Consider the following 25,320-nt stretch of genomic DNA (forward strand, 5'->3'; position numbering starts at 1 on the left):
AAAACAATGACATATCCTGAACCTATTGTATTGGCAGAAACGACTTCTACCAATACATATCTGGCAACACTCTGCCAGAAAGAAGCGTGTGCGGAACTGACCACCGTGTATTCATCTTTCCAGTCGGCTGGACGCGGCCAGCGCGGCAACAGCTGGGAGTCGGAAGCCGGAAAGAACCTGCTCTTCAGTTTTGTTGTTTATCCGGAGTTTCTGGAGGCACACCGTCAGTTCTACCTTTCACAGGTGACCGCCCTGGCACTGCACGATGTGCTGTCCACCTACACAGAGGGCATTTCCATCAAATGGCCTAATGATATTTACTGGAAAGACAAGAAAATTTGCGGCACACTGATCGAAAATGACCTGACAGGCATCCATATCAGCCGTTCCATTTCGGGTACCGGCGTAAACCTGAACCAGGAACGTTTCCTCAGCGATGCACCTAATCCGGTATCATTATGCCAAATTACGGGCAACCAATATAACCCGCGGGAGATACTGGAACAGATTATGGAAAAAGTGACTGAATATTATCAGTATCTGAAAGAGAACCGGACAGAGGTGCTGGAAACACGCTACAAGGAGAGGCTTTACCGAAAAGAAGGATTACATCTGTTCCGCGATAAAAACGGTGACTTCCGGGCACGCATTGCCGACATAGAACCGAACGGACGACTGATACTGGAAGACGAGAACGGACAGACAAGGGGGTATTTATTTAAGGAAGTGGAATACATCTTATGACACGTACTGACCGACAGATTCTTCACATCGCCCTTCCTTCCATCGTTTCCAATATCACAGTTCCCCTGTTAGGTCTGATTGACGTCAGCATTGTAGGGCACTTGGGAGCCGCATCTTACATTGGTGCCATTGCGGTGGGAGGCATGCTGTTCAATATGATTTACTGGCTGTTCGGTTTCCTCCGCATGGGGACCGGAGGACTTACGGCACAGGCTTATGGAAGACATGACCTGCAGGAAGTGACGCGTATCCTGCTTCGTTCACTGAGCATCAGTCTGTTACTGGCGCTTGCCTTGCTGTTACTGCAATATCCGATACGAAATATCGCATTTATGTGCATGGACACCAGCGAGGAGGTCCGGCAATTAGCTACCTTATATTTCCACATCTGTATCTGGGGGGCACCGGCCACTTTAGGGCTCTATGGTTTCACGGGCTGGTACATCGGCATGCAGAATTCTCGTTTCCCAATGTTCATCGCCATCACCCAGAACATTGTCAATATAGCAGCCAGCCTGTTTTTTGTATTCGTACTGAAGATGAAAGTAGAAGGCGTGGCATTAGGCACGCTCGTGGCACAATATGCCGGACTGGGTATGGCCTGTCTGCTCTGGCTGACTTATTACCGTCCGCTCCGAAAATACCTTCGCCAGGAAGCCCTGTTCGACCGTACGGAAATGAAGCGTTTCTTCCAAGTAAACCGAGATATTTTTTTCCGCACACTCTGCCTGATTGCAGTTACCGTCTTCTTCACCTCTACAGGTGCGGCCTACGGGGATGTGGTATTGGCCGTGAATGCCCTGCTGATGCAGCTATTCACTCTATTTTCTTATTTCATGGATGGATTTGCTTACGCAGGAGAGGCGCTGACCGGAAAATACATCGGGGCCAAAGACAATCAATCGCTGAGACTGACCATACGGCACCTTTTTAAGTGGGGAATCGCCTTGTCACTGCTGTTCACGTTACTCTACGGAGCGGGAGGAAAAAGTTTTCTCGGCTTGCTCACCAACGACATTTCTGTCATTTCGGCTTCTGAGGAATATATCTATTGGGTACTGGCCATTCCGCTGGCAGGATTCTCGGCCTTTCTGCTCGATGGAATCTGTATCGGTGCCACAGCTACCCGCGTGATGCTTCGCTCCATGTTAGTGGCCTCGGCCAGCTTCTTCCTACTCTATTATGGATTCCATACCACGTTAGGGAATCATGCGTTATGGATGGCTTTTATTGTGTACCTGGCATTGCGAGGTGTTGTGCAGGGAGGAATACTCTACCGGATGCCACACACCAACCTCAACAGACAGGTATAGTTTTAACGACAAGCCTCGGGATATATGCAAATTATTACTAACTTTGTAGCAATCTAAAAACAAATACGATTATGGCAAAATTCAAACGCATCCTGTTAAAACTCAGCGGCGAAAGCTTGATGGGAGAAAAGAAATACGGTATTGACGAAAAACGTCTGGGCGAATATGCACAGCAAATCAAGGAAATCCACGACATGGGGGTACAGATTGGTATCGTGATTGGTGGCGGTAACATCTTCCGCGGATTGTCTGGAGCCGGAAAAGGTTTCGACCGTGTAAAAGGTGACCAGATGGGTATGCTGGCTACTGTTATCAACAGTCTGGGATTAAGTTCTGCCTTGGTAGCAGCCGGTGTAAAGGCCCGTGTACTGACAGCCATCCGCATGGAACCCATCGGTGAGTTCTACACCAAATGGAAAGCCATTGAAGCCATGGAAAATGGAGAAGTAGTAATCATGTCGGCCGGAACAGGTAATCCGTTCTTTACTACAGACACTGGTTCTTCATTGAGAGGTATTGAGATTGAAGCCGACGTGATGCTGAAAGGTACGCGCGTGGACGGTATCTACACTGCCGACCCAGAAAAGGATCCGACTGCCACCAAGTTCGATGACATCACTTACGATGAAGTACTGGCAAGAGGACTGAAAGTAATGGACCTGACCGCTACTTGTATGTGTAAGGAAAACAACCTGCCAATTATTGTATTCGACATGGATACAGTGGGCAACCTGAAAAAGGTAATGTCTGGCGAAAACATCGGTACGCTGGTACACAACTGATTATTCATTTGAATCAAAAAATATACGGCAAGACTGGAAACGCATCCTGGTCTTGCCGTTTTTGTTTATTCACGTGTCAGTTCGTAACGATGAAGTTCTGCATTTTTCATCAGTGGAACCGTACGCAGTTCCTCCAGCGAAACACCTGTAATACGGGCTTCCAGGCAACGGTTGATTTGTCCGTGTGCCACTACCAACACACGTTTTCCGTCATAATGCTGCCACAGATAGTCCAAAAAAGTGCCGGCCCGGTCGTACATCATCTGGCGAGTTTCCACTCCAGCAGGAGGATTACTTAAATCGACACTACCCACAGACAGCCCAGTCCAAGGCCCCCAGTCTATTTCCCTCAACAACGTAGTCTGTTGCCAAGGAAGCTGCCGGCTCCCAACAGCCAGTTGTACGGTATCCACTACCCGTTGCAAATCACTGCTGACCACTGCATCCAGTGCAATGTTCTGCAACGATTCTCCTAAATCCATCGCCTGCTTTTTTCCTTCTTCCGTCAATGTGCCGGGCAAGTGCCCTTGAAAAATACGGCTCAGGTTTTCCACCGTCTGCCCGTGGCGCGCCAAATAAAGTGTAATCATACAACCGTGCTGTTTTATAGTGATAAAACAAAGATAAGAAGTTTTTCAGGATATTTCCGAAACCGGAAGACACAAACTTATTTTCAGAAGTATTGCAAGGAAATAAAAAATAGCTTATTTTTGTTCACATAAATACTTATCAACGAATATAAAACCTATAAATGCAAGAAATATATGGCAGATTCTAAAACAATTATCAGCGAAGCTGAAGAGAAAATGGATATGGCAGTCATGTACCTGGATGAGTCACTGGCTCACATCCGTGCCGGAAAGGCTGACGTACGTTTGTTGGACGGTATCCGCGTAGATTCTTACGGAAGCATGGTGCCCATCAATAACGTAGCAGCAGTAACTACTCCTGATGCGCGCAGCATCGCCATCAAGCCGTGGGACAAAAGCATGTTTCGCGTAATTGAAAAGGCTATCATCGACTCTGAACTGGGTATCATGCCGGAAAACAACGGTGAAATCATCCGTATCGGTATCCCGCCGTTGACAGAGGAACGCCGTAAACAGTTGAGCAAGCAGTGCAAGGGTGAAGGTGAAACTGCAAAAGTAAGTGTGCGCAACGCACGCCGCGACGCCATCGACGCACTGAAAAAAGCCGTGAAAGATGGTATGCCGGAAGATGAACAGAAGAACTCGGAAGCCAAACTGCAGAAAGTACACGACAAATACATCAAGCAGATTGACGACATGCTGGCTGCCAAGGACAAAGAAATCATGACAGTATAATCTTATTCACCATATACGAGGAGAGAGGAGTCCTTATGGTCTCTTCCCTCCTCTTTTTAATTTTGCACATATTCATTTTGGAAAAAGGTCTGGTCATTAAAAATACGGGAAGCTGGTACCTGGTCAAGACGGACGAGGGAAAGCTGATTGAATGTAAGATAAAAGGAAATTTCCGCCTGAAAGGAATACGCAGCACGAACCCCATTGCGGTGGGCGACCGTGTACAAATCAATGCCAATGCGGAGGGAACCGCATTCATTACTGAAATTGAAGACCGGAAAAATTACATCATCCGCCGTTCTTCCAATCTTTCCAAACAGTCACACATCATTGCAGCCAATCTGGACCAGTGCATGCTGGTGGTTACAGTGAACTATCCGGAGACTTCGACAGTCTTCATTGACCGTTTTCTGGCCTCTGCAGAAGCTTATCGAGTGCCAGTCTGCCTGGTATTCAACAAGGTAGACCGCTATACGGAAGAAGAACTGCATTACCTGGATGGCTTGACAAACTTATACACGCACATCGGCTACCCGTGTTACCGGATTTCTGCCTTGGACGGTACGGGAGTAGACGAAATCAAACAGGCATTAGAAGGAAAAGTAACCTTATTTTCCGGCCACTCCGGTGTGGGAAAATCCACCCTCATCAATGCCATCCTGCCCGAACAGAACGTCAAGACAGGAGAAATCTCCACCGCACATAACAAAGGTATGCACACCACCACATTCTCAGAAATGTTTCCGGTGGCAGGCGACGGATACATCATTGACACACCGGGTATCAAGGGATTTGGTACGTTCGACATGAAAGACGAAGAGGTGGGACACTATTTCAAGGAAATCTTTGAATTCTCGGCCCAATGCAAATATGGCAACTGTACCCACCGCCATGAACCTGGATGTGCCGTACGTGAAGCCGTAGAAAATCACTACATCAGTGAATCAAGGTACACTTCTTACCTGAATATCTTAGAAGATAAAGAAGAAGGGAAATACCGTTCCGCATACTAACAGCAAATAAAAACAGACAGCCCCGCTCCGATAATACGTTGACATCAGAGCGGGGCTGTTTTTATAATATAGGGTAATATCAGAAACGCCCTCCTCCCAAAGAACGGTAAAGAAGGGTATGAAGCTGACAATAAGCTACATTCAAGTCGATACGTTCCAGCTCGCAATCCAGATAGCGTTCATCGGCCGACAGCACATCCAGATACCCTACAAAACCGGTACGGAACAATTCGTTCGCATTCTCAATGGAACGGCGATGCACGCGACTTTCCTTGGCTTTCAACAATTTACGTTCGTCCATCCGTTCAGATGCCTCCAGCAAATCGGCTACTTCCTGATAAGACTTCAACGCCACCCGGTGATATTCCAGCAATGCCATACGCTGACGTGCTTTCGATTCATTCCACAAAGCCCTGATTTCATGGCGCTTGAATAAAGGAGCACTGATACCGGCTGCTAAGTCGTAGACTAAAGAGGCCGGTGAGACAAACCATTTGCTCAAATCAAAGGCATTGAATCCGGCTCCTCCCCCGATAAGCAAGGAAGGGAAGAAAGTCTTACGGGCTGCAGAAGCATCGGCCTTACAAGCCAACAGTTCCAGTTCGGCAGCTTTCACATCCGGACGGTTACACAGCAACTGGGCCGGTATACCGGAAGCTGCAGGGAACTGCGATTCCGAAATTTCCTCAAAAGTGGAACGCTTGATTTCAAAAGGCAATTTCCCCAACAACAGAGCCAATGCACGTTCTGCTTCTGTAATCTGCTGACGCGTATCGAGAAGCATTTCTTCCAACTTCAGTCCACGCGACTGGAACTGGTCGACTGACAAACGGGAAACTTCACCTTCCTTCATCAGCTCATTGGTCAGTTCATAAGCTTCCTGTGCCTTCTGGATTTCTTCTTTCAGGATGACACATTTCTTATCCAGCCCCACCAAATGATAATACTGCGAAGCCACTTCAGAAACCAACATGGCTTGTGCCAAGCGCGCAGCCTCCAGCGAATTCATCCAGCGAAATGCTGCTGCACGTTTTTTATCTGTCAGTTTTCCCCATACATCGGCTTCCCATTGAAAGCTTACACCTAAATTCAAGTTTTTATAAGGGTCAGGTATATGCTTGTCTTTAGCCAAATCAGGGGTATTGGTCGTACTGTTTCCTACCCCATCCATGGTGTATTCACCAAAACGCTGCACACCCGCACTTAAGCCTAAAGATACTTCAGGCAGCAAAGCGCCCCGGCCTACCCGTAATTGTTCACGGGCAAGCGACACCCTCTCCAAAGTTTGCAAGAAGCTATGATTTCTTACCAGTGCCGTATCGATATACGCCTTTAAATAAGTATCCGGAAAGAATTCTTTCCATGACAAGCTGGCCATACTCAGCGTGTCCGAGGTTCCCCCGACAAAAGTCTCGGGCAGAGCCACCTTCTCTTCCGAAAGGAGAGAAGGTGACTTACAGCCACTAGACAACAGTATAACAACGGCAATTGCGATATAATTTCGTAAACTATTAGTCTTCATCTTCATCATATTTTTTATCGGTCTTTAAACGAGACGACCAGGTTTCAAACAAGATATACAAACCGGGGACAAGGAAGATTCCTACAAAGGTTCCTATAAACATACCTCCAGCAGCAGCTGTACCGATGGAACGGTTTCCTAACGCACCTGCTCCAGTGGCTACCAGCAACGGTATCAATCCGCAGATAAAGGCAAACGAAGTCATCAAGATAGGGCGCAGACGGCTTACTGCCCCTTTCACTGCAGCTTCCATAATCGAAAGTCCGCTCTGACGATATTGGTTGGCCATCTCAATAATCAAAATCGCGTTCTTACCCAACAAACCAATCAACATAACCAGAGCCACCTGTGCATAAATATTGTTCTCAAGTCCGGCCAGTTGCAGGAAGAAATAAGAACCGAAGATTCCCGCAGGCAACGAAAGGATGACAGGGAAAGGCAACAGCAGACTTTCATACTGTGCCGCCAACAGCAGGTACACGAACAACAGACAGATTCCGAAAATCAATATGGTCTGTCCGCCTGAATCCTTTTCCTCACGGGTAATACCCGACCATTCCACGTCGTAACCACGAGGAAGCACTTCCTTGCTGATTTCTTCTACGGCCTGTATCACCTCCCCCGAACTGATTCCTCCTTCTCCTTCACCTGTAATCAAAGCAGAAGTAAACATGTTGTAACGGGTAATCTGGCTGGGACCGAACACACGATCCATGGTCATAAAGTTTGAATAAGGCACTACATTGCCATCGTTGTTCTTCGCATACAAGCGATACAAATCCTCCGGATTCATACGATACTCCGGTGAAGCCTGAATCATCACCTTATACATCTGTCCGAAACGGATAAAGTTGGACGAATAGAAACTTCCGATATAAGCTTGGAGGGTTTCCATGGCCTTATCCAAATCTACACCTAACTTGGCGGCTTTTGCCAAATCCACTTTCAACAAATACTGCGGGAAGTTCGGATTAAAACCAGACGTAACTCCCTGAAGCCGCGGGTCGGCGTTCAACTTCTCCACCAACGTATTAGCCACTTCCGCAAAATCATGGAAATCGCCTGCAGTCTTGTCCTGTAAACGAAGCTCAAACCCACTGGCATTACCAAAACCAGGTACGGAAGGTGGCAAGAAGAACTGTATGTCGGCGTCTTTGATGTGAGAAGTACGTTCTTTATATAGTTGCATCAGTTCCTCTACTCCCTGATCACGTTCATTCCAAGCTTTCAGGTTAATCATACCCATACCGTAGCTGGCTCCTTCTGTCTCTGTCATCAAACTGTAGCCGGCCAGTGTAGAGATGCTTTCAATCTCATCAAAAGGCAGCAAAGCAGCCTGAATCTGATTCAGCACCTTTTCGCTTCGTTCCACCGTCGCTCCCGGAGGGGCATCCACGTTTACATAAATCATACCCTGGTCTTCATTCGGAATAAATCCGGTAGGAAGCACTAAATTGATGCCATACGTAGCCAGGAAGAACAACACTAACGTAGCGTAAGTAAAAGATTTCCGTCCTAAATACTTGTGCAATCCTAACTGATAGCTGCGTTCAAAGCGGTCGTAACGGCGGTTGAACACCACAAAGAACTTGCGGAGCCAGGTAGCTTTCTTGCGTCCGTGACCTGCCGGTCGGAGCAGCAAGGCACAAAGTGCAGGCGAAAGCGTAAGCGCATTGATACCCGAAATCACGATAGCTACAGCCAGTGTCAAAGAGAACTGACGGTAGAAAATACCTACCGTACCTTCCATGAAGCCCACCGGCACGAATACCGCCGACATGACCAGCGTAATAGCAATGATGGCTCCACCAATTTCTTTAATAGCGGCCACAGATGCCTTATAAGGACTCAGCTTTTCTTCATGCATCTTGACATGAACAGCCTCGACCACCACAATTGCATTATCGACCACAATACCGATGGCCAGTACCAGTGCAAACAAGGTCAGCATGTTAATGGAGAAACCTAACATCTGCATGAAGAAGAAGGTTCCAATCAAGGAAACCGGTACGGCAATGGCTGGAATCAGCGTAGAACGTAAATCCTGCAAGAAAAGATACACTACGACAAACACTAACAAGAAAGCTTCCAGCAAGGTCTTCAACACAGAAGTAATGGAAGCGTCCAAAAAGCGGGATACGTCGTATGCAATGTTATAGTCCATGCCGGGAGCAAAACTACTTTCCTTGATTTCCTCCATGCGCTGCTTGATATTTTCAATCACCTCACGTGCATTGGAACCCGGACGCTGCTTAATCATAATAGAAGCAGAAGGACGTCCGTCGGTCATGGACACCATATTATAATCTTCAGAATCAAATTCGATGGTAGCCACATCCCTCAGACGCAGCAACGAACCGTCGGGCAAGGCCTTGAGCACAATTTCCCCGTACTCTTCGGGGGTACTGAACTTTCCGGTGTACTGTAATACGTACTGCAACTGCTGGGGCAATTTATCGGAACTGATACCTGTCTTTCCGGGAGCCGCTTCAATGTTCTGCCGACGGATAGCATCCGTTACATCCTGCGGCACTAGGTTATAGGCTGCCATACGAGCCGGATTCAACCATACACGCATGGCATAGTCACGGCTTCCCATGATTTCTACCAGCCCCACTCCGTCAATACGTTTCAACTCACGAAGCACATTGATGTCGGCAAAGTTATACACAAACTTCTCCGTATGCGTGGTATCTGTACTGAACACATTCAAGTACATCAACATACTGTTCACTTCTTTCTCTGTCACCACACCGGCACGAATTACCTCTTCGGGCAACTCATCCAGTACGGTGGTCACACGGTTCTGCACGTTTACTGCGGCTACATCCGGGTCGGTTCCTACCTTGAAATAAACGGTTGTGAGCGACATACCATCATTCGTACATACCGTAGTCATATAGGTCATGCCCGGCACGCCATTAATGGCACGTTCCAACGGAGTAGCTACTGTCTTTGCCATCACATCGGCGCTGGCTCCGGTATAACGGGTCGTCACCGTTACAGAAGGGGGCACAATATCCGGGAACTGCGTAATAGGCAACGACATCAATGCCAGTCCTCCCAAACAAACGATGATGACAGAGATTACTGCCGAAAGAATCGGGCGACGAATAAACAACTTAAACATAGGCCCTTATCTTTGCAACATGTTCAACTTCAATTCCTTTCTCACATCCTCAAACGGAATGGTGTCTGCCTTAATCTGCATACCGTCTTTCACCAACTGCACGCCCTCGTACACAATTGTCGTACCCGCCGGGAAATCCTGCGTCACATAATAGTTCTGGAAACGCTCAATCGGGTTAAAGCTGCGCACCTCTACCTTACCTTCTTCATTAAACAAATACACATACGTAAAGTCCTGAATTTCAAAGGTCGATTTCTGAGGAATCATGTACACATCCTCCATATGAGTCATCATACGTACCTTTCCGGTTACTCCATGCTTCAACAGTCCGTCAGGATTCGGGAAGCGTACACGGAATGCAATAGAACCGGTTCCCCGTTCAAAGTCCCCTTCCACAGTTTCCTGCTTTCCTTTATGTGAATACACCGAACCATCCGGCAAAATCAGTTCCACGTTATCCAGCTGCTGCAGATTTTCTCCGCTTAACTGCGCACGCTTCAGACGCAAGTATTCGCTTTCATTCACTTTGTAATAGGCAAAGATTTCCGAAATATCACTCACGGTAGTCAACAGACTTTCCGGGTTCACCAGACTTCCCACTTTATAAGGAATACGGTCTACATAACCGGTAAAAGGAGCGGTAATCGTCGTATAACTATATTCCATCTGCGCCCGTTGCATTTCTGCACGCGCCTGCTCCACTTTCATTCGAGCTACTTCCCGCTCACGTTTTACCTGGTCCAGACGAATCGGTGAAATAATCTGTTTGTCCACTAGACGCTGTACGCGTTCAGTTTCATAATTCGCCAGTTCCAACTGGGCCTGTGTCTGCTTGTAGTTAGCTTCAGCCGCCTTAAGCACCTCCATATAATTCTCCGAATTCAGACGGAACATGGGCTGTCCTTTTTTCACCAGCTGACCTTCATCGACCAATACCTGCTGGATAAAACCTTCTACACGAGCCTTTATTTCCACAAACTGAATCGCCTGAATATCGGCCACATACGACCGCGGCAAATCAATGGTAGTAGGCTGAAGTACCGTCACCGGTATGGTTTCCTTACTCTTTACTTGTTTTTCGCCTGACGACTGACAGGCAGGCAACAGTCCGGCCACACATGACCAGATTGCAACCTTGTGAAGAAAATTTTTCATAAGATGACAAAATAAAGATTACTATGTAATTTGATTAAAAAAACAAGAATAACTTTCCGATCGGGTATAACACCAGACCGGAACACGCTTTTTTTCACGCAATGCGCGAAAAGACTAAATCAATAAGGTACAAAAAGTCACATACGGGCGTACAGGAAATACGCGTAAGGATACAGTACGGACTATTACAGAAATATCAGCAATAAAGTTTCGAAAGCAAATGAAAAATAAAGGAAGCGAACCTAATACAAACCACCAGAAAAAAGAACGCACAGAGGTTTTTGAATAAGATAAATCCTCCCACTCAAGGATATTGGTATCTTCTTCCTGAAAGGTATCAGCGGCAGAAGGTATCGTCATTTCTTCTTGTGTATCAATCTGACATGCACTTATTACCTCATACGCATACGCATCCATATGTATGAGTAGCAACATCATCATACATAAGGCCCGGAAAAACTTATTTTTTCTAACAATATGAGATAACATAGTATAAATACACAATCGGTATGCAAAGATAGCAGTACGATAACGAATATAAAAAAGCGATTCTCAGTTTTCCATAAAATTAACAACCTCAGTCTATGTTTTTCACAAATCCCTTTCCGATAATTACGATTTCACTTCCCTAAAAGGGTTCTTTTAACTATAAAAAATATAAAAAACATGGTATTCTTTCAATAAATCAATATGTTTGCCAAATAATTATTTAACCAGACTCTAATAAACACATGGACAAACGAATTAAATGGGGAATTATCGTTTTGGTAGGTGCAGGGCTGACCGCTTTGGGCATTCATACATTTACTCCCGGAGAGAACAAGGAACTGACTGCAGCTGAAAAAAAATCACCAATAGACAAGAACAAGGCACTTAATGTAAATGCGAAGATTATCAAGCCTCATCTGCTTACGGACCAGCTGTTTGTAAGCGGAAAGCTGATGCCGGATGAAGAGGTAGATCTGTCTTTTGAAACCTCTGGAAAAATTACCAGCATCGAATTTACGGAAGGTAGTTTCGTATCAAAGGGGCAGTTGCTGGCCAAAGTGAACGACAGCCAGCTACAGGCTCAGTTGAAACGCCTAGAAGCCCAGATGCCACTGGCTGAGGACCGCGTGTTCCGCCAAAATGCCTTGCTGCAACGCGATGCGGTCAGTAAGGAAGCATACGAACAGGTAAAGACGGAACTGGCCACCCTCAATGCCGACATAGAAAATGTAAAGGCCAATATTGCCATGACGGAACTCCGCGCTCCGTTTGACGGTATCATCGGATTGCGACAGGTCAGTCTGGGAGCCTATGCCTCTCCGACTACGGTCATTGCCAAGCTGACTAAAATCACTCCGTTGAAAGTAGAGTTTGCCGTGCCGGAACGTTATGCCCGACAGATTCAGAAAGGTACCAACCTGACCTTTAAAATTGAAGGACGGCTGGAAACTTTCAATTCGCAAGTATATGCCACTGAGTCACGTATCAATGAGGAAACACATACTCTGACCGTACGTGCCCTCTATCCGAACCGAAATGGAGAACTGCTCCCCGGACGTTATGCAGACATCGCGCTGAAACAACAGGAAATTCAAGATGCCATTGCCATCCCCTCGGAAGCCATCGTGCCGGAAATGGGAAAGAACAAGGTGTTCTTGTACCGTTCGGGACTGGCTGAACCAGTGGATGTAGAGATAGGTATCCGCACGGAAGCAGAAGTACAAATATTAAAAGGCCTGTCTGCAGGAGATACCATACTTACTTCCGGTACCTTGCAGCTACGTACCGGCATGCCGGTAATTCTTGACCAAATCAACTAACCTTCTGCCGTATGAACATATCCGAACTTAGTATACGAAGGCCGGTACTGGCCACCGTACTCACCATCATCATCCTGCTATTCGGACTGATTGGTTATACGACTTTAGGAGTACGTGAATATCCATCGGTGGATAACCCGATTATCTCAGTGACCTGCAGTTATCCGGGAGCAAATGCGGAAGTCATTGAAAACCAGATTACGGAACCTCTGGAGCAGAACATCAACGGTATTCCGGGTATCCGCTCCCTGTCGAGTACCAGCCAGCAGGGACAATGCCGTATTACGGTAGAGTTTGAGTTGTCAGTGGATTTGGAAACAGCCGCCAACGACGTACGCGACAAGGTATCACGTGCACAGCGTTACCTGCCACGCGACTGTGACCCTCCTACCGTTTCCAAAGCCGATGCGGATGCCAGCCCCATCCTGATGGTAGCCATCCAAAGCAATACCCGTTCACTGCTGGAACTGAGTGAAATAGCCGATTTAACGGTCAAGGAGCAGTTACAGACCATTCCGGATGTCAGCAGCGTATCCATCTGGGGAGAGAAACGTTACTCCATGCGCCTGTGGCTGGACCCGGTAAAAATGGCTGGTTACGGAATTACGCCTGTAGACGTCAAGAATGCCATCAACGATCAGAACCTGGAACTTCCTTCAGGAAGTATCGAAGGAAATACTATGGAGCTTACCCTGCGTACCATGGGACAGATGCATACAGCTAAAGAATTCAACAACATCATCTTAAAGGAACAGAATGGACAGGTAGTACGCTTCAGCGACATCGGGTATGCCGAATTGGGACCGGCCGACATCAAAAGCTACATGAAGATGAACGGTGTGCCCATGGTCGGTGTGGTAGTTATCCCTCAGCCGGGAGCCAACCACATTGATATTGCAGATGCCGTATACGAACGTATGGAGCAGATGCAGAAGGACTTACCCGATGACGTAGAATATACCTACGGCTTCGATAATACCCGCTTCATCCGCGCCTCCATTGCAGAAGTAGAGAGTACGGTATACGAAGCTTTTGTACTGGTTATCATCATCATTTTCCTTTTCTTGCGCGACTGGCGCGTGACACTGATACCCTGTATCGTGATTCCGGTTTCCCTAATTGGAGCATTCTTCGTGATGTACGTGGCAGGATTCTCCATCAACGTGCTTACGATGCTGGCTGTCGTCTTGTCCGTGGGACTGGTTGTGGACGATGCCATTGTTATGACGGAGAACATCTATATCCGCATCGAACGGGGAATGAAGCCTTTTGAAGCCGGTATTGAAGGAGCCAAGGAAATCTTCTTCGCCGTCATCTCTACCACCATTACACTGGCCGCTGTATTTATCCCGATTGTGTTCATGGAAGGCACTAGCGGACGTCTGTTCAGGGAATTCAGTTTCGTGGTAGCCGGTTCGGTTATCATCTCTTCTTTTGCAGCCCTGACATTCACCCCGATGCTTGCTACCAAACTTTTGAAACACAGGGAAAAGCAAAACTGGTTCTATCGGAAGACAGAGCCTTTCTTCGAAGGAATGAACCGTGTCTACTCACGTTCGCTCAACGCCTTCCTACGAAAACGTGTCATTGCCATTCCGTTTACCATCATCACACTGGTGCTCATCGGTTATTTATGGGGAGAAATACCTGCAGAAATGGCTCCGTTGGAGGACCGTTCACAAATCAATATCCGAACCCGTGCGGCAGAAGGGGCCAGCTATGAGTACATACGCGATTATACGGAAGAGATCAACACGCTGGTAGACTCAATCGTACCGGATGCCGCCTTCGTCTCCGCCCGCGTATCCAGTGGTAGCGGAAACATTCAGATTACCTTGAAAGACATCAAGGAACGCGACTATACGCAGATGCAGGTGGCCGAACAGATTTCGAAAGCCATCCGTACCCACACCAAAGCACGTTCCTTCGTACAGCAGCAATCTTCTTTCGGCGGACGAAGAGCCAGCATGCCGGTACAATACGTGCTACAGGCTGTCAGCATCGAAAAGCTACAGGAGGTTCTACCAGAGTTCCTGGCACAAGTGTACGACAACCCGACCTTCCAGATGGCCGACGTAGACTTGAAATTCAGTAGTCCGGAAATGCGTGTCACCATCAACCGCGACAAAGCGGGTACCATGGGAGTAAGCGTGCGCGACATTGGAGAAACCTTACAATACGGATTAAGCGGACAGCGTATGGGATATTTCTATATGAACGGGAAACAATATGAAATTCTCGGTCAGATTAACCGCCAACAACGCAACCAACCCGCCAATATTAAATCCATCTATATCCGCAGCGACAAGGGTGAAATGATTCAGCTGGATAACCTGGTGGAATTCATAGAAGCCGTAGCGCCTCCCAAACTGTATCACTACAACCGTTTTATCTCAGCTACGATTTCTGCCGGACTGGCTGAAGGAAAAACCATTGGTGACGGTCTGGACGAAATGGACAAGATTGCAGCCAACGTACTGGATGATACCTTCCGCACGGCTTTGTCGGGCGACTCAAAGGAATATCGTGAAAGTTCCTCCAGTCTAATGTTTGCCTTTATTCTGGCACTCGTACTGATTTACCTGATACTTTCTGCACAGTTTGAAAGTTTCAAGGACCCATTCATCATCATGCTGACTGTTCCTCTGGCCATTGCCGGAGCGTTGGTATTCATGTATTTTGGAGACATTACCATGAACATTTTCAGTCAGATTGGCATCATCATGCTGATTGGTCTGGTAGCCAAGAACGGTATTTTGATTGTAGAGTTTGCCAACCAAAAACAAGAAGCAGGCGAAGACAAGATGCAGGCCATCCGCGATGCTGCCCTTCAACGTTTACGGCCCATCCTGATGACGAGTGCTTCGACCATCCTGGGCTTGTTGCCGCTGGCTTTTGCCTCAGGAGAAGGAGCTAATCAGCGCATTGCCATGGGAGTAGCTGTAGTGGGTGGTATGTTGGTATCTACCTTCCTGACCATGTACATTGTACCTGCTATCTATTCGTATATTTCGACAAACCGTGCTAAAAAAGAAAGAAAATGAAAAAACGGCTTATTTATTTTATGATATGTTTGCTGGGAGGTGAAATAACCGCACAAGCCCAGTACACCTATACGTTAAAACAGTGCCTGGAAGAGGGACTGGCGAACAACTATTCACTTCGCATTACCCGCAACGAGGAGCAGATAAGTAAAAACAATGCGACGTTAGGAAATGCCGGTTACTTGCCCACGGTGGATCTGACTGCCGGATATACCGGAAATGCAGACAACAGCAATACGCAGGCACGGGCTACAGGTGAAACTACCAAGCTTCGTGGTGTGTATGACCAGACCTTGGATGCTGGAGTAGATTTGAACTGGACCATCTTTGACGGCTTCAACATCAGCACCACTTACAAACAACTGAAAGAACTGGAACGTCAAGGTGCCACCAACACCCGAATTGCCATTGAAGACTTCATTGCCAGTCTTACTGCGGAGTATTATAATTACATCCAGCAGGAAATTCGCTTGAAAAACTTCCGTTATGCTGTGTCGCTGTCCAGAGAACGCCTGCGTATCGTAGAAGAACGTTATCATATCGGAAATTTCTCCCGACTGGACTATCAGCAGGCCACCGTCGACTTTAATGCTGACCGTGCGCAGTATATCAAACAAAGAGAGCTGGTACACACCTCGCGTATCAATCTCAATGAGCTGATGGCCGTCAAGGACATGGACCGCCCACTCAGTGTAAAAGATTCTGTGATTGACGTAAACGAAAGCCTGGAATTCAATGATTTGTGGGAAGGGGCCCTTCAAACCAATGCCTCCTTATTACAAGCTGACCAAAATACCGTATTGGCTCAGTTGGATTATAAAAAAATATTGTCACGTAATTATCCGTACGTACGACTGAATGCAGGTTACGGATACACCCTCAACAAATACGACGTAAATGCCACACGCCAACGAAGCAACTGGGGATTCAGCGGAGGCGTCACTATCGGATTCAACATCTTCGACGGTAACCGGAAACGGGAAAAACGAAATGCCAGCCTGGCCATCCGCAATGCACAATTTGCCCGCGATGAACTGGAACAAAGCTTACGGGCCGACCTTAGCAACCTGTGGCAGGCTTACCGAAACAACCTTCGCTTGCTGGAACTGGAACGTCAAAACTTGATTTCAGCCAAGGAGAATCATGAAATCGCCAAAGAACGCTACCTGCTGGGCGACTTATCGGGTATTGAAATGCGTGAAGCGCAAAAAAGCCTACTCGATGCCGAAGAACGAATTCTTTCTGCCGAATACGATACCAAGATGTGCGAAATCTCTTTACTACAGCTCAGCGGAAAGGTTACACAATATCTGAAATAAGATATTCAGTAATTTTTCCTACCTTTGTCGGACAATAAAAAACAGACAAAGAAATGGGGCTTTTTATTCGAAAAAGTATAGAGGCTTTACAAGCAGAAGCTAAAGAAACTGGAAGTGGTACCCTCAAACGGGTGCTGGGTCCTGTTAGTCTGGTAGCCCTTGGGGTAGGCGTAATCATCGGAGCCGGATTATTTTCAATAACGGGAACCGTAGCAGCTTCTTATACCGGACCAGCCATCACACTTTCCTTTATCATTGCAGCTATCGGCTGTTGTTTTGCCGGACTCTGTTATGCAGAATTTGCTTCCATGATTCCTGTATCCGGAAGTGCCTATACCTACTCCTATGCCACCATGGGAGAGCTTATTGCCTGGATTATCGGATGGGACTTAGTATTGGAGTATACTGTAGCAGCTACCACTGTCAGTATCAGTTGGAGCCGCTACATGACCGTATTCCTGCAAGGAGTAGGTATTGATTTACCCCATGCATTCACAGCATGCCCATGGGACGGGGGCATTGTCAATATTCCTGCTATGATTATCGTGGTCCTCATGAGCTTAATTCTGATGCGAGGTACCGCCGGAAGTTCTTTCTTTAACGGACTGATTGTATTTCTGAAAATAGCTGTCATCCTGATTTTTGTAATACTAGGCTGGCAGTTTATTCAAAATGACAACTATACTCCTTACATTCCAGCTAATACGGGTACATTAGGAGAATTCGGCGTTTCCGGCATTTTCCGTGGAGCAGCGATTGTCTTTTTCGCCTTCTTGGGATTCGATGCGGTAAGCACAGCAGCGCAGGAAACCAAAAATCCGAAACGGGATATGCCTATCGGTATTTTAGTATCCTTATTGGTCTGCACCATCTTATATATTCTCTTTGCACATGTCATGACAGGAGTAGCCCACTATACCGATTTCAGCGGACAGGTGGGAATTGCTCCGGTAGCTGTAGCCATTGAAAAGATGGGGCATCCCGATGCCACAGGCATCATACAACCCGCTTATCCATGGTTGAACAAAGCCATCATTCTGGCTATTCTGTTCGGATATTGCTCGGTAATCATGGTCACCCTGCTCGGACAAAGCCGTGTATTCCTGAGCATGAGCCGCGACGGTCTTTTGCCACCGTTCTTCTCCAAAATCAACCAACGCTTCCGTACACCCGTACACAGCAACTGCCTGTTTATGATAGTCGTCAGCCTGTTGGCGGGATTTATCCCAGCACAAGTAGCAGGAGAAATGACCAGTATCGGTACACTTTTGGCATTCACCTTAGTCTGTGCTGCCATCCTGATTGTACGCAAGACCATGCCTGATGTGCCCCGCGCTTTCAAGACTCCCTTCGTACCCTTCGTTCCAATTATGGGCATCCTCACCTGCATGTGCATGATGAGCTTCCTGCCGGCCGATACATGGATACGCCTGGTGCTGTGGATGCTTGTCGGACTGGATGTCTATGCTTCATACGGAATCTATCACAGCAAACTGGAGTATGGTCAAAAGCACCGTAAAGGAGATATTGTATTAAACCTGACCGGACTTCTTTTGTCTATTCTGAGTGTGATTACCGGACTATGGCATCAGCAAACCGTAGGATGGGATGCAGACAAAACCCTGCTGACCATTTCTTTTGTGTTTGCCTTCACACACTGCGCTTTTTACATGTGGCGAATTTGGAAACACCCACACAATCGGGCCAAAGTTTCTTAAAAGAAGTTATAAAAAATCGTCAGGAACAGAAAAAACGAATAATAAACCACAACCAGCATATAAAAAAGCAGTTATTTTACAGCGATTTATACTATTATGGATAAAAATATATTATACACGGCCATTCAGGCCGCCCTTGCTGCAGGAGCAGAAATTATGTCTGTTTATACAGACCCGAAAGCAGATTTTGAAATAGAAAAAAAAGCGGATAATTCTCCGCTGACCATTGCCGACCGCAAGTCGCATGCAATCATTGCTCAAGCACTGGCTGCGACTCCTTACCCCGTTTTGAGCGAAGAAGGAGCTAAAATCACCCCAGAAGAAAGACAACAATGGAAAGAATTGTGGGTAGTCGATCCATTAGACGGTACTAAAGAGTTTATCAAACGTAACGGAGAATTTACCGTAAACATTGCCTATGTAAAGAATGGTTGTCCTGAAGCTGGAGTCATTTACATTCCGGTAAAGCAGGAACTTTATTTTGCCGACATTGAACTGGGAGCCTACAAAATCAAAGACATTACCGATATAGAAGCTTATCCGTCGCTGGATGCACTGATGGAGCAAGCCGAACGTCTGCCGTATGCTAACCGGACAGACGATACATTTGTCATCGTAGCCTCACGCTCACACCTGACTCCTGAAACGGAAGCTTACATCCATGAAATGCAGCAAAAACATGCACATGTGGAAACAATTTCCAAGGGAAGTTCGTTAAAGCTATGCCTCATTGCCGAAGGAAATGCCGACGTATATCCTCGTTTTGCTCCTACTATGGAGTGGGATACTGCAGCCGGACATGCCATTATCCGTGCTTCCGGGAAGGAAGTATACCAGGCAGGAAAGACAGAACCGCTACAATACAATAAAACAGATCTGCTGAACCCCTGGTTCATTGCAGAATAACCCACTAATTTATGTCTATCGAGATTATCATCGTACTTCTTTCACTTGTGGCCATGCTGACCGCATTGATTATGGATAAGATGCGTCCGGGAATGATTCTGTTCTCGGTGGTTGTCATTTTCCTTTGTACGGGTATTCTTACCCCTAAAGAAATGCTGGAAGGCTTCAGCAACAAAGGTATGATTACCGTCGCCATGCTGTTTCTGGTAAGTGAAGGTGTCCGCCAGAGCGGTGCCTTGACTCAGCTTATCAAGAAGCTGCTTCCTCAGGAAAAGACTTCCGTATTCAAGGCTCAAGTACGTATGTTGCCAAGTATTGCCTTCATTTCGGCATTTCTGAACAATACACCGGTTGTTGTCATTTTTGCCCCCATCATCAAACGCTGGGCCAACTATGTCAAGCTTCCGGCCACTTACTTCCTGATACCTCTTTCGTATGTAACAATTTTAGGAGGTATTTGTACCCTGATAGGAACTTCTACCAACCTGGTGGTACACAGCATGATTCTTGATGCAGGAATGAAAGGGTTCAGCATGTTCGAACTAGGAAAAGTAGGTATCTTCATCGCATTAGCCGGTATCATCTATCTGTTTCTATTTTCTAAGAAACTATTACCAGCTAACCGCCCGGAAACGACGAATGAAGACGATAACGATTCCTCCCTACACCTTGTAGAAGCCGTTATCGGTCCCCGATTTCCGGGTATCAACAAAAGAGTTCGTGAATTTGATTTCAAGCGCCATTATGGAGCTGAAATCAAGGAACTTCGCCGTAGCGGACGTACCTATACCGATTTGAATGAAGTAAGCTTCCGAGAAGGAGATACACTGGTAGTACTAACCGATGACAGCTTTATCCAAACATGGGGAGAATCATCTGTCTTCCTTATGCTGGCCAACGGAAAGGAATACGAACCTGCCGGCAAGAAGAAACGCTGGTTTACCCTTTTCCTACTCTTGTTCATGATTGTAGGGGCCACCGTAGGCGAACTGCCAGGTATCGAGCAATACCTTCCTGAAGGTATCAAACTGGATATGTTCTTCTTCGTATCCATCACAACAGTCATTATGGCGTGGAGCAAAATATTCCCACCACAGAAGTATACCAAATATATTTCATGGGATATTCTGATTACAATTGCCTGTGCTTTCGCTATTAGCAAAGCCATGGAAAATTCAGGAGTAGCGGATTTATTGGCTGGATATATCATCAGCCTGAGTCACGATTATGGTCCCTACGTATTGCTGGCCGTACTGTTTATCATTACGAATATCTTTACAGAACTGATAACCAACAATGCGGCGGCGGCACTCGCTTTCCCCATCGCCTTATCCCTCTCCACCCAGTTAGGCGTCAACCCGATGCCCTTCTTCGTGGTCATCTGCATGGCAGCCTCAGCCAGTTTCTCCACCCCTATCGGCTATCAGACCAACCTGATTGTACAAGGTATCGGAAACTACAAGTTCACCGACTTCGTCCGTATCGGATTACCGCTGAACATAATCACGTTCCTGATTTCCGTTTTCCTCATCCCGCTGATATGGCCGTTTTAAAACTAATTTAAATACGCTTTAAAATATGAACAACCAAGAAACAAATCATATCTATCCTATATTCGACCGCATGTTAGGTCGTGCCGACAAGGAAGAATTGCTGAAACAACACGGACTCATGATCTGGTTTACCGGACTAAGCGGTTCTGGCAAAAGTACCATCGCTATTGCCCTGGAACGTGAGCTACAGCAGCGCGGCCTGCTATGCCGTATCCTGGATGGCGACAACATCCGCAGCGGTATCAACAATAACTTAGGATTCTCGGCAGAAGACCGTGTAGAAAACATTCGCCGCATTGCAGAAGTCGGTAAGCTGTTCGTCGATACCGGCATCATCACTCTGGCCGCTTTTATCAGCCCCAATAATGAGATACGTGAAATGGCTGCCGGAATTATCGGAAAAGAGGATTTCTTAGAAATCTACGTCAGCACGCCGTTAGAAGAATGCGAACGTCGTGACGTAAAAGGTCTCTATGCCAAGGCACGCCGTGGAGAAATCAAGAACTTCACCGGCATCTCTGCCCCGTTCGAAGCACCGACCCATCCGGCTCTTTCACTCGACACGTCGAAATTATCCCTTAAAGAATCTGTTGACCAGCTGCTCGACTTGATTCTTCCGAAAGTAATCAAAAAATAAACATATATAACCATGCAAGAAGAATACAATTTAAGCCACCTGAAAGAACTCGAAGCCGAGTCTATTCACATTATTCGTGAGGTGGCTGCCGAATTTGAAAATCCGGTAATGCTATACAGTATCGGAAAAGACTCATCCGTCATGGTCCGTCTGGCTGAAAAAGCCTTCGCTCCGGGAAAAGTACCTTTTCCACTGATGCACATCGACTCTAAATGGAAATTCAAGGAAATGATTCAGTTCCGTGATGAATATGCCAAGAAATACGGCTGGAACCTGATTGTAGAAAGCAACATGGAAGCTTTCAAAGCAGGCGTAGGTCCCTTCACTCACGGAAGTAAAGTACATACCGACCTGATGAAGACACAGGCCCTGCTCCATGCTCTCGACAAATATAAATTTGACGCTGCCTTCGGTGGGGCACGCCGTGACGAAGAGAAATCACGTGCTAAGGAACGTATCTTCTCTTTCCGTAACGAATTCCACCAGTGGGATCCTAAAAACCAGCGTCCGGAACTCTGGGACATCTACAATGCCCGTATCCGCAAAGGTGAAAGCATCCGTGTATTCCCATTGAGCAACTGGACAGAACTAGACATCTGGCAATATATCCGCCTTGAAAATATTCCAATCGTACCGCTGTATTTCGCCAAAGAACGCCCGGTAGTCAATATGGACGGACAGCTAATTATGCCCGACGATGACCGTCTGCCGGAAAAATACCGCGACAAGATTGAAATGAAGAAAATCCGTTTCCGTACCTTAGGGTGCTGGCCGCTGACAGGAGCCATTGAAAGCGAAGCCGATACCATCGAAAAGATTGTAGAGGAAATGATGACTACCACCAAGAGTGAACGTACTACCCGTGTCATCGACTTCGACCAGGAAGCCAGTATGGAACAAAAGAAACGTGAAGGATATTTTTAATTACGCAACAACATGGAAGAATTAGATAAAAGCAAATCAGGCAACCCGATGGAAGGAGAAGCCAGAGGCAAGATGTCCATCGAAGAATTCCTGGCAAAAGATGAACAAAAAGACCTGCTCCGTTTCCTGACCGCAGGTTCAGTAGACGACGGTAAATCTACACTAATCGGTCGTCTGCTGTTCGATAGTAAGAAATTGTATGAAGACCAGCTCGACGCTTTGGAACGCGACAGCAAGCGTATGGGAAATGCCGGTGAACACATCGACTATGCCCTGCTACTCGACGGACTGAAAGCTGAACGTGAACAAGGTATCACTATCGATGTGGCTTACCGTTATTTCTCTACCAACAACCGTAAGTTCATCATTGCCGACACTCCGGGACACGAACAATACACCCGTAACATGATTACTGGTGGTTCTACCGCCAACTTGGCAGTCATCCTAGTTGATGCCCGTACCGGTGTCATCACACAGACCCGCCGCCACACTTATCTGGTATCTCTGTTAGGTATCAAGCACGTGGTATTGGCTGTCAACAAGATGGACTTGGTTGACTACTCAAAAGAAGTATTCGACAAGATTGTAGCAGAATATACCGCTTTCATCTCCCCGTTAGGAGTCCCCGACGTACAGTGCATTCCACTTTCAGCCCTTGAAGGTGACAATGTAGTAGAAAAATCAGATCGTACTCCATGGTACGAAGGTCCAGCCTTGCTGGAATTCCTTGAAACCGTACATATCGGTAACGACCATAACCTGAACGACTTCCGCTATCCGGTACAATATGTACTCCGCCCGAACCTCGACTTCCGTGGTTTCTGTGGGAAAGTGGCTTCCGGCGTCATCCGCAAAGGTGATGAAGTAGTAGCTCTTCCTTCTGGCAAGCGTTCTCACGTGAAAAGTATCGTGACCTATGACGGCGAACTCGACTATGCCTTCCCACCTATGTCTGTAACCCTGACACTGGAAGACGAAATCGATGTATCCCGTGGTGAAATGCTGGTACACCCGGACAACATGCCGTTGGTTGGACGTAACTTCGAAGCTATGCTCGTATGGATGGACGAAGAAAAAATGGACATGGAAAAATCGTTCTTCCTGAAACAGACCACCAATACCAGCCGTACCCGTATCGACAACATCAAGTACAAGGTAGATATCAACACCATGGAACACCTGTCTGTAGAAAACGGACGTCTGACCAAGGAAGATGTTCCTATGCAACTCAACCAGATAGCCCATGTGGTACTGACTTCTTCAAAGGAACTGTTCTTCGACCCATATACAAAGAACAAAACGACCGGTGCCTTTATCCTGATTGACCCAATTACCAACAACACCAGTGCAGTAGGTATGATTATCAATCAGGTGGCCGACAAAGACATGCACAACCAGATGGAACTGCCTGTCCTCAACCTGCCGAAACTGGGAATCGCTCCAGAGCACTACGAAGCCATTGAACGTGCCGTAAAAGAACTGGAACGTCAAGGTATTGCTGTGGAAATAAAGAAATAAATCCTTCGGGAAAATAGAAACACTCTTAACACACGGTAAGGTATGAATAAAAAATTCACAGCTCTCGCAATGGCAGCACTTTTGGTTCACATGGACGCTTCTGCCTTTATTCACGCAATGGAAATTTCAGCAGAAACTTATACTTCTGCCAATGAAAGCCATCAATGGAAAGGCAAAAAAGTAGCTTTTCTGGGCGACTCCATTACAGACAAGCAACGAATCGGTACACAAAAGTGCTACTGGGAGTACTTAACAGAAATGCTAGGAATCGAAGCTTTCTCATACGGCATCAATGGAAATCAGATGGATGGTTTGCTAAAGCAGGCACAACTGCTTCTGCAAGAACACGGACAAGAAACAGATGCTATCATCGTTTTTGCCGGAACCAATGATTTTAATGCAGGAGTTCCCATCGGTAAATGGTTCGAAGAAGTAAAACGTGATGCTCCTATGCCGAACGGGAAGAAAGCAGAAAGAACTTACCGTGAGATGAGCACAGATACAGACACATTCTGCGGACGTATAAACAGACTGATGGATTATCTGAAAACGAATTTCCCAACCCAGCAAATCATTTTGCTTACGCCTCTGCATCGAGGATTTGCACAATTTGGAAACAACAATGTACAACCAGAAGAAGCCTTCACCAACAGCAAAGGCTTATTCATAAGTGATTACGTGCAAACAATCAAAGAAGCCGGAAATGTTTGGGCTGTACCCGTCATCGATTTGAATAGTCTAAGCGGCCTATACCCCATGAATGATTCCCATGTACCTTATTTCCACAATGGAGAGACAGACCGACTTCATCCCAATGCAGAAGGCCACAAACGGATGGCCAAGACACTGATGTATCAGATGATGGCCCTCCCTTCTTCATTTAAGTAAAAAGAATAAAGACCAAGAAAC

General features: G+C 46.6%; 19 protein-coding genes. 15 read left to right on the top strand and 4 right to left on the bottom strand.

What is annotated here, in order from left to right; genetic code table 11:
* Window positions 1–6 precede the first annotated feature (6 nt).
* The 3 genes from BACPLE_RS05810 (at window position 7) to pyrH (ending at window position 2,839) form a co-directional block, all read left to right on the top strand.
* The gene (locus tag BACPLE_RS05810) at window positions 7–744 is read left to right on the top strand and encodes a biotin--[acetyl-CoA-carboxylase] ligase (protein WP_007559782.1); all 738 of its coding nucleotides are present in this window, start codon (window positions 7–9) and stop codon (window positions 742–744) included.
* Entirely contained in the window at window positions 741–2,057 is a 1,317-nt protein-coding gene (locus BACPLE_RS05815) for an MATE family efflux transporter (protein ID WP_007559785.1), read from the top strand. Before BACPLE_RS05810 ends, BACPLE_RS05815 begins: the two co-directional genes overlap by 4 nt.
* Window positions 2,058–2,128: 71 nt before the next feature.
* Window positions 2,129–2,839 (top strand): UMP kinase, encoded by a 711-nt coding sequence (gene pyrH / locus BACPLE_RS05820; RefSeq protein ID WP_007559787.1) that lies wholly within the window; start codon window positions 2,129–2,131, stop codon window positions 2,837–2,839.
* 65 nt (window positions 2,840–2,904) lie between these two features.
* On the opposite strand, the gene BACPLE_RS05825 is transcribed toward pyrH, so the two are convergent.
* Window positions 2,905–3,429: a histidine phosphatase family protein gene (locus BACPLE_RS05825; RefSeq protein WP_007559789.1), complete on the bottom strand. Its 525-nt coding sequence runs from the start codon at window positions 3,427–3,429 to the stop codon at window positions 2,905–2,907.
* A gap of 174 nt (window positions 3,430–3,603) precedes the next feature.
* Here BACPLE_RS05825 and frr point away from each other — a divergent pair, with 174 nt between their 5' ends.
* Both frr and rsgA read left to right on the top strand, forming a co-directional pair.
* Window positions 3,604–4,164, top strand: a complete 561-nt coding sequence (gene frr / locus BACPLE_RS05830) for a ribosome recycling factor (RefSeq protein WP_007559793.1) — start codon at window positions 3,604–3,606, stop codon at window positions 4,162–4,164.
* A 35-nt stretch (window positions 4,165–4,199) separates the two neighbouring features.
* Window positions 4,200–5,177: a ribosome small subunit-dependent GTPase A gene (gene rsgA / locus BACPLE_RS05835; RefSeq protein ID WP_007559795.1), complete on the top strand. Its 978-nt coding sequence runs from the start codon at window positions 4,200–4,202 to the stop codon at window positions 5,175–5,177.
* A 79-nt stretch (window positions 5,178–5,256) separates the two neighbouring features.
* Here the strand turns inward: rsgA and BACPLE_RS05840 are convergent, their stop codons facing one another.
* The 3 genes from BACPLE_RS05840 to BACPLE_RS05850 are packed head-to-tail and all read right to left on the bottom strand — an operon-like array spanning window position 5,257 to window position 10,984.
* Window positions 5,257–6,708 carry an efflux transporter outer membrane subunit gene (locus BACPLE_RS05840; protein WP_007559796.1) on the bottom strand — a complete coding sequence of 484 codons (1,452 nt, stop codon included), beginning with the start codon at window positions 6,706–6,708 and terminating at the stop codon, window positions 5,257–5,259.
* The gene (locus BACPLE_RS05845) at window positions 6,689–9,829 is read right to left on the bottom strand and encodes an efflux RND transporter permease subunit (protein WP_007559797.1); all 3,141 of its coding nucleotides are present in this window, start codon (window positions 9,827–9,829) and stop codon (window positions 6,689–6,691) included. The genes BACPLE_RS05840 and BACPLE_RS05845 overlap by 20 nt, the downstream gene beginning before the upstream one ends.
* Before the next feature lie 6 nt (window positions 9,830–9,835).
* Window positions 9,836–10,984 carry an efflux RND transporter periplasmic adaptor subunit gene (locus BACPLE_RS05850; RefSeq protein WP_007559798.1) on the bottom strand — a complete coding sequence of 383 codons (1,149 nt, stop codon included), beginning with the start codon at window positions 10,982–10,984 and terminating at the stop codon, window positions 9,836–9,838.
* Window positions 10,985–11,715: 731 nt separating this feature from the next.
* Between BACPLE_RS05850 and BACPLE_RS05860 the strand changes: the two genes are divergently transcribed.
* From BACPLE_RS05860 to BACPLE_RS05905, 10 genes are all read left to right on the top strand, one after another.
* Window positions 11,716–12,792 carry an efflux RND transporter periplasmic adaptor subunit gene (locus BACPLE_RS05860; protein WP_007559800.1) on the top strand — a complete coding sequence of 359 codons (1,077 nt, stop codon included), beginning with the start codon at window positions 11,716–11,718 and terminating at the stop codon, window positions 12,790–12,792.
* Between the two features lie 11 nt (window positions 12,793–12,803).
* Window positions 12,804–15,836 carry an efflux RND transporter permease subunit gene (locus tag BACPLE_RS05865; RefSeq protein ID WP_007559801.1) on the top strand — a complete coding sequence of 1,011 codons (3,033 nt, stop codon included), beginning with the start codon at window positions 12,804–12,806 and terminating at the stop codon, window positions 15,834–15,836.
* Window positions 15,833–17,155 (top strand): TolC family protein, encoded by a 1,323-nt coding sequence (locus tag BACPLE_RS05870; protein ID WP_007559802.1) that lies wholly within the window; start codon window positions 15,833–15,835, stop codon window positions 17,153–17,155. The genes BACPLE_RS05865 and BACPLE_RS05870 overlap by 4 nt, the downstream gene beginning before the upstream one ends.
* A 53-nt stretch (window positions 17,156–17,208) precedes the next feature.
* Window positions 17,209–18,873, top strand: coding sequence for an amino acid permease (locus BACPLE_RS05875; RefSeq protein ID WP_007559804.1), 1,665 nt, complete (start codon window positions 17,209–17,211; stop codon window positions 18,871–18,873).
* Window positions 18,874–18,969: 96 nt separating this feature from the next.
* Window positions 18,970–19,779 carry a 3'(2'),5'-bisphosphate nucleotidase CysQ gene (gene cysQ, locus BACPLE_RS05880; RefSeq protein ID WP_007559806.1) on the top strand — a complete coding sequence of 270 codons (810 nt, stop codon included), beginning with the start codon at window positions 18,970–18,972 and terminating at the stop codon, window positions 19,777–19,779.
* Between the two features lie 11 nt (window positions 19,780–19,790).
* Complete coding sequence (locus BACPLE_RS05885; protein WP_007559808.1) at window positions 19,791–21,332, top strand: SLC13 family permease; 1,542 nt, start codon at window positions 19,791–19,793, stop codon at window positions 21,330–21,332.
* A 25-nt stretch (window positions 21,333–21,357) separates the two neighbouring features.
* Window positions 21,358–21,969 (top strand): adenylyl-sulfate kinase, encoded by a 612-nt coding sequence (gene cysC, locus BACPLE_RS05890; RefSeq protein WP_007559810.1) that lies wholly within the window; start codon window positions 21,358–21,360, stop codon window positions 21,967–21,969.
* A gap of 12 nt (window positions 21,970–21,981) precedes the next feature.
* Window positions 21,982–22,893, top strand: coding sequence for a sulfate adenylyltransferase subunit CysD (gene cysD / locus BACPLE_RS05895; protein WP_007559812.1), 912 nt, complete (start codon window positions 21,982–21,984; stop codon window positions 22,891–22,893).
* Window positions 22,894–22,965: 72 nt separating this feature from the next.
* A complete protein-coding gene (gene cysN, locus BACPLE_RS05900) occupies window positions 22,966–24,411 on the top strand; it encodes a sulfate adenylyltransferase subunit CysN (RefSeq protein WP_394357919.1) in 1,446 nt (481 codons plus the stop codon).
* Window positions 24,412–24,453: 42 nt separating this feature from the next.
* Window positions 24,454–25,299 (top strand): SGNH/GDSL hydrolase family protein, encoded by an 846-nt coding sequence (locus BACPLE_RS05905; protein ID WP_007559817.1) that lies wholly within the window; start codon window positions 24,454–24,456, stop codon window positions 25,297–25,299.
* The last annotated feature ends 21 nt before the right edge of the window (window positions 25,300–25,320 follow it).

Source organism: Phocaeicola plebeius DSM 17135, from assembly GCF_000187895.1.
GTDB classification, from domain to species: domain Bacteria; phylum Bacteroidota; class Bacteroidia; order Bacteroidales; family Bacteroidaceae; genus Phocaeicola; species Phocaeicola plebeius.